Origin of the sequence: Brevundimonas intermedia, from assembly GCF_027922165.1 — a bacterium.
In the GTDB taxonomy this organism is placed as follows: domain Bacteria; phylum Pseudomonadota; class Alphaproteobacteria; order Caulobacterales; family Caulobacteraceae; genus Brevundimonas; species Brevundimonas intermedia.
This window is the reverse complement of sequence record NZ_BSFD01000005.1, coordinates 59981-72198: the sequence shown is the minus strand read 5'-3', so window position 1 is coordinate 72198 and position 12218 is coordinate 59981. Positions and strand designations below refer to the sequence as shown.

The window sequence follows — 12218 nt, the reverse complement described above, 5'->3', positions numbered from 1 at the left end:
GCGCGCCAGCACGCCTGCGAACGTCTCTCGCCTTAAGCCCCGCTGTTGACAGTTGGTTGCACGGCCGCCATGTCGCAGCCTCTCACCCACAGTCCTGATCCTTTTCGCCGCCCAATGACCTACATCGTCACCGACGCCTGCGTGAAATGTAAGTTCATGGACTGCGTGGAAGTGTGTCCGGTGGACTGCTTCTACGAGGGCGAGAACTTCCTGGTCATCGCCCCGGACGAGTGCATCGACTGCGGCGTCTGCGAGCCGGAATGTCCCGTCGACGCCATCGTCCCTGACACCGAGGACGAGCCGGACGGGAAGTGGCTGCAGGTCAACGCCGAATACGCCAAGGTCTGGCCCAACATCACCGTCAAGGGCACGCCTCCGGCCGACCGCGAACAGTATGAGCGCGAGACCGGCAAATACGAGAAATACTTCAGCCCAAAGCCCGGCAAGGGCTCCTGAGCCGGCGACCGTTTTCAGCGCCGATCCCGGTCGCGCAGCCAAGGTCAAACTGTCGTAAATCCTCGTCGGGCCTGTGGACGTTTTGAAAACCCGTCATTTTGTGATAGGGTCTGTTTCATTGGATCGGGCGGTCCGCGAAAACTTCGCGCCGCCCGTGTTTGCGACAGAATCCCGCCCATAGACGGGATCGGCCAGAGGTTTGGTGATCCGTTTCCGCATTTGACGCCCAGCATGACCCCCCCGACGGCTCCCACCGACGGTTGAGGTCCTGTTTGCGTCGATCGCGCCTTCGCTTCGCCCGGCCCTGAACCGGGAAAGGACGAATATGACGAGCAAGACTGGTCTGGAGTTCAAGGTTGGCGACGCGGTCGTCTATCCGGCGCATGGCGTCGGCAAGGTCGCGGCGGTCGAGACTCAGGAAGTCGCGGGCATGTCGCTGGAAGTCTATGTCGTGACCTTCGACCACGAGAAGATGACCCTGCGCGTTCCGACCAAGAAGGCCGCGACGGCCGGCCTGCGTTCGCTGGCCGCTGACGACGTCGTGACCAAGGCCCTGACCACCCTGAAGGGTCGCGCCCGCATCAAGCGCACCATGTGGTCGCGTCGCGCGCAGGAGTACGAAGCCAAGATCAACTCGGGCGACCTGATCTCCATCGCCGAAGTGGTCCGCGACCTGCACCGCGCCGACACCCAGCCGGAACAGTCCTATTCGGAGCGCCAGCTTTATGAATCGGCCCTGGACCGGATGGCGCGCGAAGTCGCCGCCGCCAACAAGATCGATAAGGACGCGGCTGTCGAGCTGCTGGCCAAGTCGCTCAGCGCCAAGAAGCCGATCCCGACCGCCGAAGCCGCCTAAGCTTCCGCATCGAACGAAAGAAAAGGCCCCGGATCGCTCCGGGGCCTTTTTGGTTTGACAGATATCAAGGCGGGCCCGCCGCGTCCGGCGCTCTGATGGCGTCCGACAAGGAGCCGACCATGACCGACGCCGCCGCCGCCCCGCTGGGCTTCCACCACATCCGCCTGGAACTGGCGCGCGAGCCGCAGCACCCGGAGGGGGACCACGACATCGGCTATGACATTCTTGCGCCCCTCAAAGCCGACCGACGCCTAGACGCCGCCGCCTGGCGCGAGGCCCCCGAGAAATGCCGCGTCCGTCGCTTCTCGCACGGCGCGACCCTAGCCTTCGGACGATTGCGCCACGCGGCGCCCGACCGCTGGTTCCTGGACTTCGAACCCGGCGAGGCCGAAGACGCGCACGGCTTCCGCCTCGCCGACGAGGCGCTCGAGACGGGCGAATACGTCAGCCTGTCCACGGGCGACCAGACCCATACCTATGTGGTCGCCCGCGCTGAGTCGGTCTGAGGCTCAGAAATACTCGGCGTTGGCCGGGCATTGGGCGCTGATGCGGCGCGCCGTGATGGTGGCGGGAATATAGGGGGTGCCGCGCAGCAGTTGGGCGCCGCCACGGAAACTGAAGCTGGTGTCCTCATAGGTTCCAGACAGTCGCACATTGACCCGACGGCCCTTCTTGTCCTGACACGTTCCCTCGAACCGCGCTTGGCCGCTGCCGACGACACGGGTCGGATAGGTGCAGCGCCAGCGGTTGGTCGACAGGCCGCCGAAGAAGCGGTTGATCTCGCTGGGGCGAACACATTTCTGCTCGGTGTCGCGCTGGCCGACCGCACTGGTCGTATATTCCCAATAGCCGGGCAGCACCTCGGCCTGGGCGGGCGCCGTCTGGGCGGGCGCGATCGCGGGCGCGGCCAGCATGACGCCGCCCGCCACCACCGGCGCCAGGACGGTCCACAGTTTGAGGGACCGGGCGCGTGTGGACAGAGAAGCGATCGGGGAGGAGCGAGACATGGCGGCCTTCTGTTCAGCTTGGATCTTCATGATATGACTCATACCGCGCGTCATTTGAATGACGCCTGAACGACACCCGGTTCCGACGCCGTTGCGGCGATCCGCGAAACCAGGCCAAGACTCGGCTTGACGCCTGACCGCCTCTTCCCTTATACGGCCCCCTCTCGCGCGGGCTGTTCCACGCGCGTACTTGTTTCATGCGTCTTCTCCCACGCTTCGGGCCGGACGCCGCACCTTAAGGATCTGACGATGTCGCGTCGTTGCGAACTCACCGGTATCGGCCCGATGGTCGGCCATAGCGTGAGCCACTCGAACATCAAGACCAAGCGCCGCTTTCTGCCGTCGCTGAAGACGGTCAAGGTGACCTCGGATTCCCTGGGTCAGACCTTCTCGCTGCGTATCTCGAACGCCGCGCTGCGCACTCTCGACTACAAGGGCGGCCTGGACGCCTTCATCGTCAAGGCCCGCGACGAGCAGCTGTCGATCGCCGCCCAGCGCATCAAGCGTCAGGTCCGCGCCAAGCTGGCCGATCAAGCCGCCGCCGCCTGATCGGCGATAGCTGGAACTGTTTCTGGAAAAAGGCCGGCGGCGACGCCGGCCTTTTTCTTTGCGCGTCTTCCGGGGCGGGACTAATCCCGAACCGTAACCGGAGGGGATTCCGCATGACTGTCGCCCGCACCCTGGCCTTCACGGCCGCCGCCCTGACGCTGTCAGCCTGTGCGACGCTGGACGGCGCTCCGCCGCCGGTCCGCGATTCCACCGCCTACACCCTGGCCACCGACCAGCCGCTGACCGCAGAGCAACAGGCGGTGCAGTTCGACACCGCCGACCTGTCGATCAAGGTCATTCCGCAGGACAAGGCGATCGACGCCGTCGCCGTGCTGGGCTTCACCGCCAAATCGCCCTTGAACCGGCTGGTGGTGGATTTGGACACCCTGTTGCCCATCTCCTCGGTCCAGATCGACGGGGTCGCAATCGCCGCCGACCACTGGTCCAACCCCGAGGGACGGCTGAGCGTCGATCTGCCCCAGCCCCTGACGCCGGGCCAGTCCGTCGCCCTGCGCGTGGCCTATGCTGGCAAGCCCCGCGTAGCGCCCCGCGCGCCCTGGGACGGCGGCTTCGTCTGGTCCACGGCGCCCTCGGGCGAACCCTGGATCGCCACCGCTGTCCAGGGCGAGGGCTGCGACATCTTCTGGCCCTGTATCGACAGCCCGCATGGCGAGCCCGCCCGGGTCGATCTGCACATCACCGTCCCGTCCGACCTGTCCGCGCCGTCCAACGGCCGCTTCCTGGGCAAGGTCGATCACGGCGACGGCTGGACCACCTGGAACTGGTCGGCGAAGAGCCCCAACACCTACGCCATCGCCCTGAACATCGGCCCCTACGAGGAGGTCAGCGGCCAGTATCAAAGCCGGTTCGGCAATATGATCCCGATGAACTACTGGCACCTGAAGTCGGACGCGCCCGAGAAGGTGCAGGCCCTGTTCGACGAATTCCCCAAGATGCTGGACTTCTTCGAGGCGACGGTCGGCCCCTTCCCCTTCGGCGACGAGAAGATGGGGGTGGTCGAGACCCCGCACCTGGGCATGGAGCACCAGACCATCAACGCCTACGGCAACGGCTATAAGATCGACGGCCGCGGCTATGACTGGCTGCTGCAGCACGAGTTCGCCCACGAATGGTTCGGCAACCAGCTGACCAACCAGAACGCCGACGACATGTGGCTGCACGAAGGATTGGGCAGCTATATGCAGCCACTCTACGCCCGGTGGCTGCTGGGCGACCGCTATATGCAACGCGAACTGGCGAACCAGCGCGAGGGGCTGGTCAACAAATTCCCCTTGGTCTCAGGCACGCCCAAGACCGAGGATGAGGTCTACAAGGGCGACGTCGGCCCCGGCGGCGACATCTATTCCAAGGGCTCGCTGATCAGCCATTCGCTGCGGATGCTGATCGGGGACGAGGCCTTCCACCAGGCCCTGACCCGGCTGGTCTACGGCACGGACGATCCGCGCCCCGGCGGCTTCCAGCCCCTGTACCGTTCGACGCAGGACTTCCTGCAGATCGTCAATCAGGTGACGGGTCAGGATTACGGCTGGTTCTTCCGTGGCTATCTCTACAACGCCGCCCTGCCGGTGCTGAGCCGGACGCAAGAGGGCGGAATGCTGCGACTGAAATGGACCACCGGGAACGGCGAGGCCTTCCCCATGCCGCTGGAGGTCGAAATCGATGGGCGTGTTCAAGCCGTCGCCATGACCGACGGTCGGGGTCAGGTCGCGGTCCCAACGGGAGCCCACGTCCTGATCGACCCCCAGAACAAGGTGCTGCGCCAGATGGACGTGATCGACGCGCTGCAGGCCTATAAGACGGAGCAGAAGGCGCGTTAGAAATCCCGATCATCCCGCTTTCACGGGATGATCGGAAATAGAAGACGCTAAGCCGGCGCCACCGTTACCGACTGCCGCACCATTTGGCACCGCTCCTGGGTGGTCAGGAAGGCGATGTCCGCCGCGTCGCGTCCGCAGGCGATCCGGACCAGACCCTCGACCGGCGCCAGCCGCGTCGCGTCGACCAGCCACCAGCCGTTGTCCAACCAAACCTCGAAGATGGCGTGGAAATCGGGCGGATTCAGCTGGTGCGCGAAGGCGCTGACCGCCCGCGCCGGAATGCCCGATGCGCGACAGAAGGTCATGCCCAGGTGGGTGAAGTCGCGGCACACCCCGGCCCGGTCGATGAAGGTCCGCGCCGCCGTCGTCTCGGTGTCCGACACCCCGTGCTCATAATCCAGGTTCTCGGTGATCCAGTCCAAGATCGCCAGCACTCGGGCCCCGCCCGAGGTGTCGCCGAACTCGCGCGTGACGAACCGACCGAACTGGTCGGACGGGCAATAGCGGCTCGGCTGCAGATAGGGCAGAACCTCGGCCGGCAGTTCACCCCAGTCATGTTGCGACACGCTGGGCGGCAGGCCCTTCAGCACGCCATTCTCGACCAGCGCCTCATAGGTGAGGGTCACTTCGCCTTCGACGTGGCAGCGCAGGGTCCGGGCGCCGAAATCGACGTCCTCGTCCTCGTGGAACTCGACGGGCGGGTCGAAGGTCAGGGTTTCCTCGAGGATATCCTGACCCGGCCAGTGGGCGACCTGGATTTTGTAGATGGCGTCCGTCGGCGGATCGAAACGATAGACGAGCTCGGCGCGGACGCGCAGTTTCATACAGGCAACCAGTCAAGATTGGGGGACGACGCCCCAACGCCATGCGACTGCGGCCGTTCCATGACCAAGGGCGCCAGGCCGTCGATACGGCAAACGAAATGTCCGGCAGCGGACACTTCAGACCCGAAATAGACAAGCCTCAGCAATGTGTTACGCTGATTGTTACATGAGCTTCCCCAAAATCTATACTCGCCCCCTAGGGTCGGAACCGCCACGCTTAACCCGCGTTTTTTCGTTTCGAACCTTTGTCGCTGGGGAAGCCGCCATCACGACCTCCCGCGAATGGGACGCTGAGAATCCTCGCGCCCCTTTGCCGTTCCCTTCCACGCAGGGCCGGCAGGCATGACCCATCTCCCAACTTCTCCCGGCGTGGACCTGACCGACTGTGATCGCGAGCCGATCCATATCCCGCAGGCCATCCAGCCTCATGGGTTCCTGCTGGTGCTGAACCCCGAGACCCTGACGATCGAGCAGGGCGCGGGCCTTATCGAGGATCTGACCGGCAAGACGGCCTGGGTCGCCCAGCCTATCGCCGCCCTTCTGGGCGAGGTCGTCGGCCGTCGGCTGTTTGATATGGCCAAGACCCGCGAGACGGGCTTCGCCGGTCGCTGGCGCGCCGCCAACCGGCTGGAATACGATGTCGTCGTCCAGTACGCGCAGGGCCAGCTTGCGGACCGAATGGTCGTCGAGGTCGAACAGAGCTCGCAGCAGGCCAGGCTCGGGGTCGAATTGATCGCCCGCCTGGACACCGCCGCCGGCGCCCTGGAACGGGCCGCGACGGTCCAAACCGTATGCGAACGCGCGGCAGACGCATTTCGCGCCCTGACGGGGTTCGAGCGGGTCATGATCTACCGCTTCGGCGACGACGAGGCCGGCCAGGTCGTCGCCGAGTCGCGTCTCATCGACACCGGCTCGTTCCTGAACCATCATTTTCCGGCCACCGACATCCCGCGCCAGGCGCGGGCCCTGTATTTGCGCAACCCCGTTCGGGTCATCCCCGACAGCCGCTACACGCCCCAGCCGCTGCGACCGGTCAAACCCGGAGAGCCGCCGCTGGACATGAGCGACATCGGCCTTCGCGCCGTTTCGCCGGTCCATATCCAGTATCTGAAGAACATGGGCGTGCGCGCCTCGGCCTCGGTGTCGATCATCGTGGACGACGTCCTCTGGGGTCTGGTCGCCTGCCACAGCCTTGCGCCCCAGCTCCTGCCCTATGAGTTGCGGGTCGCCTGCACCACCCTGGCCCGCAATCTGGCGCGGCAGCTGAAGACCAAGGCCGAAGCAGAACTGTATCGCGAGCGGGTCCGGCTGCGCCGGATTGAGGACGAACTGATCGTCCATCTGCCCGCCGACCGCCCGCTGGACGCCGCCCTGGCCGAACGGGCGGGTCCGTTGACGGCCTTGGTCGGCGCCGACGGCCTGGCCATCGTCTGCGAGGACCGCGTCGCCAGCTTCGGCCGCACCCCGCCCGAGCCGGCCGTGCGCCGTGTTTCCGACTGGCTGGCCCAGCAACCGGGACTACGGCCCGTCGCCTCAAACGCCCTGAGCGCGGTTTTGCCCGAGGCCGAAACCTGGCGGACCCAAGCCAGCGGCCTGCTGGCGGTCCGCCTGCCGGGCGAACAGCCGCTGTCACTCCTCTGGTTCCGTTCGGAAATTCTGGAAACGGTTCGCTGGGCCGGCGACCCCTCGACCGCCGTCAAGTCCGCCGCGAGCGGCGCCCTGACCCCGCGCGCCTCGTTCGAGGAATGGTCCGAAACGGTGTCCGGCCGCGCCCGTCGCTGGAGCGCGGCCGCCATAGAGTCCGCCGCCCGGCTGCGCGACACCCTGGCCGACTTCATCGCCCTCAGCCAGTTGCGCAACCTGAACCAGTCGCTTCAGGCCCGGCTGACCGAACGGGACCTGCGCATAGAACAGCAGCAGTACCTGATGCGCGAGGTCAATCACCGGGTCCAGAACAGCCTGACCCTGGTGTCCAGCTTCCTGGGCTTGCAGGCGCGCGAACACGGCGACAATCCCGCCGCCGCCGCGCTTCAGGAAGCCCGCCGCCGCGTCCGGGCCGTCTCGACCGTCCATACCCGCCTCTATCGCGGCGACCAGGACACCACCATCGACATGTCCCGCTACATCGGCGACCTGGTCGAGGATCTCGGCGCCAGCATGGGCGTCGATTGGGCGTCCGTCATCGAGACCGACCTGGCCCCCGTCTGCCTTGAGGCCGACCGCGCCGTCACCGTGGGTCTGATCCTGACCGAACTGATCATCAACGCCCAGAAATACGCCTACGACGGCCGACCCGGCCCGCTGCGCATCGTTCTGACCGAGGCGGACGACAGCTTCCGCCTGGTCGTCGCCGACGACGGCAAGGGTGGGCACAAGGCCGGCAAGGGCTTCGGTTCGATGATGATCGCCAGCCTGGTCGGCCAGTTGAAGGGGAAGATCGACTATCGCGACCTGGCGCCCGGGCTCGAGGTCGCGCTGAAGGCCCGCATCGACCCGTTGATCTGATCCGCCGGCTGTGGCGGAAGGTCGCGGGGCGGCGTAAGAGGCCGCATGTCTCGCCTCGCCTCACGCGTCTCGTCGCTCGTCTCCCCGCGCGCCTTCGCCCTGATCGTCCTGCTGATCGCCGCCTGTGTGCTGGGCCTGGCGCCGATCCTGGTGCGCCTGACCGAGACCGGTCCGGCGGCCGCCGGTTTCTGGAGATTCGTCTTCGCCCTGCCCTTGCTGACCGTGCTGGCGACGCGGGAGCCCGGCGGGATCGCCTCTCCGTCGAAATGGGCGCTGCTGGCGGGTCTGTTCTTCGCCCTGGATCTCAGTTTCTGGCACTATGGCATCGTTATGACCTCGGTCGCCAACGCCACGGTCCTGTGCAATCTGACGCCGGTCGTGGTGACCCTGTTCGGCTGGATCGTGCTGAAAGAGGCGCCCCGCCGCCTGTTCCTGCTGGCCCTGGTTCTGGCCATGGGCGGCGCCTTCGCCATGGCGGCGGGCGCCGATGGGGGCCAGGGGACCAATCCGCCGCTGGGCGACGCCTTCTCGCTGTCGGTGGCGGTCTGGTACTCGGGCTATTTCTTGGCGGTGAAAGCCGCACGCGCCACGGCGGGCGCCATGCGCGTCACATTCTGGGCGACCCTTCTGGGCGCGCCGCTGCTGCTGATCGTGGCCCTGGCCCTGGGCGAGGACATCATCCCGGCAAGCGCAGCGGGATGGGCCGCCTGTCTGGCCATGGGGGTGATGCACGTCTTCGGCCAAGGCGGCGTCGCCTGGGCCCTGGGCAAGTTGCCGGCCTCAATCACCGCCGTGACCATCCTGATCCAGCCCGTTGTCGCCGGCCTGCTGGGCTGGTGGGTCTTCGGCGAGACCCTGACCCCGGTTCAGGCCCTGGGCGGCGCTCTGGTTCTGGGCGCCATCGTTATGGCTCAGCGGTCTCAACGGACGAAGCCGACGCCCGCCGGGCTTAAGCCGCGCGAAGCGCCGTAAGCCAAACCGACGGGCTCAAGTAGCGCGAAGCGCGGTAGCCCAAAAAGAAAACAGGCGCGGAGGCCTAAGCGCCCGCGCCCGTTCCCATGCTTTTCGGCTTAGAGGAGCTTGAGGTCGATCGCCGAGGTCTTGCCGCGCTGGTTTTCCAGCTCGTATTCGACCTTGGCGTTTTCATCGAGACCCTGAAGGCCGGCCTTCTGAACGGCGGTGACGTGCACGAACACGTCAGAGCCGCCGCTGTCGGGCTGGATGAATCCATAGCCCTTGGTGGGGTTGAACCACTTGACCGTACCGGTCGCCATGTCTGCGTCTCCGTAAACGCGCTTTTCCAGGCGGATCCCCCTCGGGGTGACCCGACAATCCATCTGGACAGCTCGTTCAGGCGAAGGAGCGAGACGCGGGTGTGGACCCCACGCAAAATCCGGACTGTGCTGTTGTTGTCACCCGGCTTTTCCAGTCGGTCAACAGCAAAGCGATTCGCCTGAACAGGGATTCAACCTTAACGACAGAGACCGCGCTCGGCGCCGTCGATATGCAGATGGTTCTCGTGGGCGGCGTTGTAGTCGGGCGTCAGGACGGTGGAAAACAGCCGGCACGCCCCGTCGCGCACCGCGTGCAGGAACCGCCCGCCCGGCTCGCCCGCCGGTCCCTGGCCGCGCCAGTCATTCAACACGCTGACGGTTCGCCCGTCCTCAAGCCGCACCGCCGCTACATCCAGGGCGTTAGCCCGCGCGTGTTCGCTGGGCCGCTCCTGCTCATCTTCCGATCCATAGATCCGGCGACACGAATAGGTCCCGTAGTTCTCGACCCGCGCCGGCGCCGATCCCAGGATTTCGCGCGCCGCCGGCTGCAACACCTGGCGATCCCAGATGACATAGCGGACCGCCAGCGGGCATTGCATGACCACATCGGCCGGGGCCAGGGGCGTGACGGCGCCGCCGGTGATCCGCACCGCCCCCCGCACCACGCAGAAGCCTCCGTCGTCGCGATCCGCCGCCCGCTCGACCTCGACCCCCGCCGTGCGCAGCGCCTGCATACAGGCCTCGGTCGCGCCCTGGACCTCTTCAGGCGAAGCCGTGGCGGGAATATCGAAATCCGCCACCTTGGCCGCCGTCGCCCGGCCGACCGGATGACTGAGGTCCAGCGGCTTCCACGGCAGGTCCTGCGGCGGCGCATAGACGTTCAGCAGCGCAAAGGCGGCGCAGGCCAGCAGCCCGACCTCCCAAAGCAGATTCCAGAAATCGGCGAAGTCGCGCTTCATAGGCCCCCAGCATGGACCGCCCACGGCCCCGCTGGCAAACGCCGAGCGAACGCGAACGTTCATCCGGCGCCGGATCGGGTCGAAGAGGCCGCGACAGCCTTAACACTTGTTCGGATTTGCCTGCTGTGCTGGGTATGCGCCTTTCGCGCGCCCAGTTGCGGCGCGGCAGTTGGGAGTGAGCCGTTGACAGCGACGGATGGGGGGGCGCTCGAGCCTCGCAAGACTTTCCTCGGGCACCCGCGGGGGCTGGTGGTTCTGTTCTTCACCGAGATGTGGGAGCGGTTCTCCTACTACGGCATGCGGGCCCTGCTGGTCCTGTACCTGACGCAGCATTTCCTGTTTGGACCGGCTGAGGCTCAGGGAATCTACGCCGCCTACGCCGCCCTGGTCTATCTGATGCCGGTCATCGGCGGCATGATCGCCGACAGGTATCTGGGATCGCGCAAGGCCGTCATCATCGGCGCCGTCCTCTTGGTCCTGGGCCACTTCACCATGGCCTTCGAGGGCACGGGCGGACGTGAAAGCCTGACCATCGGCGACACGACCTATCAGATCCAGGTCGAAGGTCGGGACCAGAACCGCCAGATGTTCGCCGTGAACGGCGATGAACGGGTGCAGATCGCGATTTCGCCCGAAGGCGTGCGCGCGGTCGGCGCCGAGCCGGCGGCCGCCAACCCCGCCTCAGACTTCCCCGCCTTCACCGCTGCCGGCGGATACACGCTGGAGACCGAGCGTGACACGGCCCTGGGCGAACCGGTTCTGTTCCTGGCCCTGGCCCTGATCATCGTCGGGGTGGGCTTTCTGAAGGCCAACATCTCGACCGTCGTCGGGGCCCTGTATGAAGAGAACGATCCCCGTCGCGACGGCGGCTTCACCATCTTCTACGTCGGCATCAATCTGGGCTCCTTCCTGGCCACGGCCGCCTGTTCCTATCTCGGCTTCAACTATGGCTGGGCTTACGGCTTCGGTCTGGCGGGCATCGGCATGCTGTTCGGCCTGCTGACCTTCGTCCTGGGCCAGTCCTGGCTTGAGGGTCGCGGCGCACCGCCCATCCCGGTGGAGGGGCGTTCGATTCTGGGCGTGCCCCTGGTTCCCTTCTTCTGGATCGCCGGCCTGGTCGCCGTCATCCCGACCTGGCTGTTGATGCAACGCCACGAGATCATCGAGACGGGCCTGCCCTGGATCGCCGGCGTCATCTTCGCCTCGGTGGTCGGCTATACGGTCTTCCGCCTCAAGGGCGCTGAGCGCAGCCGCATGCTGGTCGCCCAGCTGCTGATCTTCTTCTCGGTGCTGTTCTGGGCCCTGTTTGAACAGGCCGGGTCGTCCCTGACCCTGTTCGCCGACCAGTCGACCCAGATGCCGAGTTGGTTCAATGCCGGCTACACCCAGATGTTCAACCCCGGCATCATCATCATCGGCGGCCCGATCATGGCCGCACTCTGGGTCTGGCTGGCGAAGCGCAACCTTGAGCCCTCGACCCCGGTCAAGTTCTCGTTCGGCCTGGTTTTCGTGGGCCTGGGCTTCCTGGTTCTGACCTGGGCGGCCGGAACCCAGGCCAACGACGCCTTCCGCGTGCCGTTGCTGTTCCTGTTCCTGACCTACTTCTTCCACACGATCGGCGAGCTGTGCCTGTCGCCGGTCGGCCTGTCGATGATCACCAAACTGTCGGTGGCGCGCGTGGTCGGGATGATGATGGGCGTCTGGTTCCTGTCCAGCTCGGTCGCCCATATCGTCGCCGGCCTGATCGCCAAGGCGACGGCGACCGATACCGTCGCCGGGGTCGTGACCAGCCCCGCGCTGGCGCTGCAGACCTATGGCTCGATCTTCGGCACCATCGGCTGGACGGGCGTCGGCGTCGGCGTCTTCCTGCTGCTGATGTCGCCCCTGCTCAAGAAGGGCATGGCCGGGGTTCACTAACCCACGCCCCCCCTGGACATGAAGAAGCCCCGG

General features: G+C 66.1%; 12 protein-coding genes. 8 read left to right on the top strand and 4 right to left on the bottom strand.

What is annotated here, in order from left to right:
- Positions 1-114 precede the first annotated feature (114 nt).
- The 3 genes from fdxA to PKE72_RS09620 all read left to right on the top strand — a co-directional run bounded on the left by fdxA (position 115) and on the right by PKE72_RS09620 (position 1818).
- Positions 115-456, top strand: a complete 342-nt coding sequence (fdxA, locus tag PKE72_RS09630; protein WP_017505910.1) for a ferredoxin FdxA — start codon at positions 115-117, stop codon at positions 454-456.
- Positions 457-781: 325 nt separating this feature from the next.
- Positions 782-1312, top strand: coding sequence for a CarD family transcriptional regulator (locus tag PKE72_RS09625; RefSeq protein ID WP_008260268.1), 531 nt, complete (start codon positions 782-784; stop codon positions 1310-1312).
- 119 nt (positions 1313-1431) lie between these two features.
- The gene (locus tag PKE72_RS09620) at positions 1432-1818 is read left to right on the top strand and encodes a hypothetical protein (RefSeq protein ID WP_271165160.1); all 387 of its coding nucleotides are present in this window, start codon (positions 1432-1434) and stop codon (positions 1816-1818) included.
- A gap of 3 nt (positions 1819-1821) precedes the next feature.
- Here PKE72_RS09620 and PKE72_RS09615 read toward each other — a convergent pair whose 3' ends face one another.
- Complete coding sequence (locus PKE72_RS09615) at positions 1822-2349, bottom strand: DUF3617 domain-containing protein (protein ID WP_271165159.1); 528 nt, start codon at positions 2347-2349, stop codon at positions 1822-1824.
- A gap of 219 nt (positions 2350-2568) precedes the next feature.
- On the opposite strand from PKE72_RS09615, the gene rpmB reads away from it, so the two are divergent.
- Positions 2569-2868: a 50S ribosomal protein L28 gene (gene rpmB, locus PKE72_RS09610; protein WP_271165158.1), complete on the top strand. Its 300-nt coding sequence runs from the start codon at positions 2569-2571 to the stop codon at positions 2866-2868.
- Positions 2869-2981: 113 nt separating this feature from the next.
- Positions 2982-4706, top strand: coding sequence for a M1 family metallopeptidase (locus PKE72_RS09605; RefSeq protein ID WP_271165157.1), 1725 nt, complete (start codon positions 2982-2984; stop codon positions 4704-4706).
- A 47-nt stretch (positions 4707-4753) separates the two neighbouring features.
- Here the strand turns inward: PKE72_RS09605 and PKE72_RS09600 are convergent, their stop codons facing one another.
- Positions 4754-5530 carry a transglutaminase-like domain-containing protein gene (locus tag PKE72_RS09600; RefSeq protein WP_271165156.1) on the bottom strand — a complete coding sequence of 259 codons (777 nt, stop codon included), beginning with the start codon at positions 5528-5530 and terminating at the stop codon, positions 4754-4756.
- Positions 5531-5872: 342 nt separating this feature from the next.
- Here PKE72_RS09600 and PKE72_RS09595 point away from each other — a divergent pair, with 342 nt between their 5' ends.
- Entirely contained in the window at positions 5873-8035 is a 2163-nt protein-coding gene (locus PKE72_RS09595) for a histidine kinase dimerization/phosphoacceptor domain -containing protein (RefSeq protein WP_271165155.1), read from the top strand.
- A 45-nt stretch (positions 8036-8080) separates the two neighbouring features.
- Positions 8081-9007, top strand: coding sequence for a DMT family transporter (locus PKE72_RS09590; RefSeq protein ID WP_271165154.1), 927 nt, complete (start codon positions 8081-8083; stop codon positions 9005-9007).
- Between the two features lie 98 nt (positions 9008-9105).
- On the opposite strand, the gene PKE72_RS09585 is transcribed toward PKE72_RS09590, so the two are convergent.
- A complete protein-coding gene (locus PKE72_RS09585) occupies positions 9106-9309 on the bottom strand; it encodes a cold-shock protein (RefSeq protein ID WP_008264090.1) in 204 nt (67 codons plus the stop codon).
- Positions 9310-9506: 197 nt separating this feature from the next.
- Positions 9507-10268, bottom strand: a complete 762-nt coding sequence (locus PKE72_RS09580) for an extensin-like domain-containing protein (protein WP_271165153.1) — start codon at positions 10266-10268, stop codon at positions 9507-9509.
- Between the two features lie 183 nt (positions 10269-10451).
- On the opposite strand from PKE72_RS09580, the gene PKE72_RS09575 reads away from it, so the two are divergent.
- On the top strand, positions 10452-12185 hold the full coding sequence (locus PKE72_RS09575; protein ID WP_271165152.1) for a peptide MFS transporter: 1734 nt from the start codon (positions 10452-10454) through the stop codon (positions 12183-12185).
- Positions 12186-12218: the final 33 nt, after the last annotated feature.

Excerpts from the sequence above, each read along its gene's own strand:
- PKE72_RS09620 (WP_271165160.1), top strand. The coding sequence starts at position 1,432 with ATGACCGACGCCGCCGCCGCCCCGCTGGGCTTCCACCACATCCGCCTG.
- PKE72_RS09590 (WP_271165154.1), top strand. The coding sequence starts at position 8,081 with ATGTCTCGCCTCGCCTCACGCGTCTCGTCGCTCGTCTCCCCGCGCGCC.
- fdxA (WP_017505910.1), top strand. The coding sequence starts at position 115 with ATGACCTACATCGTCACCGACGCCTGCGTGAAATGTAAGTTCATGGAC.
- PKE72_RS09615 (WP_271165159.1), bottom strand. The coding sequence starts at position 2,349 with ATGAAGATCCAAGCTGAACAGAAGGCCGCCATGTCTCGCTCCTCCCCG.
- PKE72_RS09605 (WP_271165157.1), top strand. The coding sequence starts at position 2,982 with ATGACTGTCGCCCGCACCCTGGCCTTCACGGCCGCCGCCCTGACGCTG.
- PKE72_RS09600 (WP_271165156.1), bottom strand. The coding sequence starts at position 5,530 with ATGAAACTGCGCGTCCGCGCCGAGCTCGTCTATCGTTTCGATCCGCCG.
- PKE72_RS09625 (WP_008260268.1), top strand. The coding sequence starts at position 782 with ATGACGAGCAAGACTGGTCTGGAGTTCAAGGTTGGCGACGCGGTCGTC.
- PKE72_RS09585 (WP_008264090.1), bottom strand. The coding sequence starts at position 9,309 with ATGGCGACCGGTACGGTCAAGTGGTTCAACCCCACCAAGGGCTATGGA.
- PKE72_RS09580 (WP_271165153.1), bottom strand. The coding sequence starts at position 10,268 with ATGAAGCGCGACTTCGCCGATTTCTGGAATCTGCTTTGGGAGGTCGGG.
- rpmB (WP_271165158.1), top strand. The coding sequence starts at position 2,569 with ATGTCGCGTCGTTGCGAACTCACCGGTATCGGCCCGATGGTCGGCCAT.
- PKE72_RS09595 (WP_271165155.1), top strand. The coding sequence starts at position 5,873 with ATGACCCATCTCCCAACTTCTCCCGGCGTGGACCTGACCGACTGTGAT.